Origin of the sequence: Psychrobacter sp., from assembly GCF_030457785.1 — a bacterium.
GTDB lineage: Bacteria > Pseudomonadota > Gammaproteobacteria > Pseudomonadales > Moraxellaceae > Psychrobacter.
Window position 1 is genome coordinate 1 of the sequence record NZ_JAKDUI010000269.1, and the last position, 2,790, is coordinate 2,790.

General features: G+C 41.6%; 2 protein-coding genes and 1 tRNA gene. 1 reads left to right on the forward strand and 2 read right to left on the reverse strand.

What is annotated here, in order from left to right; all coding sequences use genetic code 11:
- The first annotated feature begins 62 nt into the window (after nt 1-62).
- Nucleotides 63-149: transfer RNA gene (locus tag L0J61_RS10375), tRNA-Leu, on the forward strand.
- A gap of 296 nt (nt 150-445) precedes the next feature.
- Here the strand turns inward: L0J61_RS10375 and L0J61_RS10380 are convergent.
- A complete protein-coding gene (locus L0J61_RS10380; RefSeq protein ID WP_301466366.1) occupies nt 446-1,501 on the reverse strand; it encodes a hypothetical protein in 1,056 nt (351 codons plus the stop codon).
- Between the two features lie 170 nt (nt 1,502-1,671).
- Nucleotides 1,672-2,790, reverse strand: a 1,119-nt coding sequence (locus tag L0J61_RS10385; protein WP_301466367.1) for a siderophore-interacting protein, incomplete at its 5' end; no start/stop codon positions are given.

Consider the following 2,790-nt stretch of genomic DNA (forward strand, 5'->3'; position numbering starts at 1 on the left):
GACCACTTATCTAGCAACTAGATGTTCTACCAACTAGCTTGCATTACAGATAAAAAAGTTTTGCCCGGGTGGTGAAATTGGTAGACACAAGGGATTTAAAATCCCTCGCTAGCAATAGCGTGCCGGTTCAAGTCCGGCTCCGGGTACCATTATATAGTTCTATGCTATTTCTTATAGAATAACTAAAGCCTCTGATATTGATATCAGAGGCTTTGTTGTATCTGGCGTTCTATATATTAAGATAGCTTTCCTCACCCATTCACGACAAGTAATCGCCTCATCCTTTTAATGCCGCCACAGAGTAGCACCATGATGCATTCATATCGATAATCCTATCCTGTAGATTAAATTCAACTCATGATTTCAATTTTTAAGCGCCACACTAAAAAACCAACCTTGTTAGGTTGGTTTTTATCTTGGTCTAAAATACATACATTCATTGGTATTAATTGACAGTATGGCGCACGATCACTTCATTATCCAATATGACGTTGCTTGACCAAATAAAACGTGCATCATCTTCTGGGCTATCAAATATATCGACGAAATCAGTGTAGGCTGACTTATTATTTACACCAATATCATCGTTGGTGAAAACAGTTGCATTGGGCCAAGCACTATCGTCAAACTCTTCGATATACCAATAACGAGGTAGCTCCCAATGTAGAGCATAGGCCTGACTACCGTCGTCACGTGCTTCGGTAGAACATTCTGTCGTTAGACGCAACGTGCCTTGCTCAATAGCACAGCTCAGATCACGGATTGGCGCACTATAAAAAGTTTGTGCTGTCCAATTCTCATCAGTTTTTGCAATAATATGATTATTGGCATCCTTAAATACAGCAACCATGCCACCATCACCTGCATGATAGGCGTTGTTGCGATTTTGCTCTGAGCCGATACCGCTATTTTCTTCCCAGTCGACAAGCTTCATCGCCACAGTAAAAGGCTTGGTGACTTGAAACTGCAGGATATTTGAGTTGAATTGAGTAAAGGGTACATTGTCTTTACCAACAGGTATGCCATTCACATACATCTCAAAATAATTGTCTGTAAAGACATAAGCGGTAATGACGTCACCATCGGCATCAATCTCAATGATATCAGAAGGATCTAGTGCATCAAGCGCCTCGGATGCCGATGAATACGCAGCGCCAGTACAAGGATTGTTTAAATCACTAGCAAATGGGAAATTGGTATCGGTAAAACGAACGTCGGCTGGCACAGTCCAAGTCTTGCCGTCTGTACTTTTGATATGCCCCACGGGGGAGCTCCTGCCGTTCTGACAGTCATACAACGACGGTATATCGACAGTGGCCTCCCCTTGGGTGACAGATGCTGTGCCATGGTAAGAAGTCGTTACTGGTAATTCTGCGCCATTGGTGATATCGGCATTATGAGTCGCAGCAACCGTACTTTCATTACTACAAGCAGTCAGTGCACAAGTCATCATCAGTATCGACGCAATATTGAGTCTTAGCTTTATTAAGGTAAACTTCATGTTTTATCCTTTAATATGCTGCTCGTAAAAATATGATGCCAAACATCAATCGAGGTATATATTACTAAGATAGTACTTCTACTTTGCCATCGTTGAGTTTTTAATTCACAAAAAACTAAGGCGTATCATTAATGAGTTGCCACCATACCCTACTCAAACCCAGCCCTGCACTACCGCCAATATACCTTCATGATCATATCGTGCCTTGATAAGCCGAATTTAGCTTTTAGTTGATATCTTAATTGCTTGGCATCAGATGATCGTAGGGCACCCCAGATTTTCTCTATATCAATGAATGCACCTTCTAACCGCATATCAACTGCTGCGAGAATCGCATCAGGGAGCTTCAGGGCTGGCTTGTTTATAATGTGCAAGATATTGTCTTGTTTGAAATTATCACTCTGTGCCAACACCTGGCTTAATTCGAGATCTCGCAGATAGCTAATATCTTCTGCATCATTGGTGACAGCTATGACAATGGGCGCTATGGGGTTTTGCCAAGATTCTAGTAAATTGGCTATCGTTGGTAATGACGTTTCATCACAGATGAGAAGGCATTGACCACTTTTTAAATGTGCGATTTTTTCAGGGTAATCGCGTACACTTTTAATCTGTGTACCCACTTGAGCTGCTCTTGCCCAGTTGCCACCAGGTGTATCTCCATGAATATAAGCATCAACCCATCCAGATACTTCGTGGCTCGCTGCATCTTTCCATGCTTTTCGCAAAGTATAATAGCGCTGCAACTTTTCAGCTGATTGCTTCAGCTCATCCCCTTTTGGCAGGTCATTTTTAACGTCAAATAAATATGCAAATCCAGCATGATCTAATGGTGTTTCAATAGGCGCTTTCACAACGAGTCGGAACATATTTGGACTTGCGTAATAACCTTCAATCACATTGAACTGACGGTCTTGCTGTTTTATGGCTGGTTTACCAAGCTTCTTAGATGCCACTTGCAATAGCTTGATATATTGTGATTTCAAGGTAACAGTTTCATCAATCATGGTCTCAAACTGAATAAAAAACTGACTGCCTGCACCTACAGTTTTAGGACTGGACTGAGTGTCTATATGCTGAGTGTCTATATTTTGTGCTGTGGCTTCTAACAACAAACCATCACTATACACCTCAGCCACTGAAACTCTCATATCATCACAGATCTTAGTCTCAGCAAACGCTTCTATAAATAGCGCTAGTTCATCTTGATGCTCGTCATTGACATGGTTCATGAACTTCATTTTGGTCGCCATGGGTAATGGCACTTTGTCAGCATTAGGTTGTTCGGA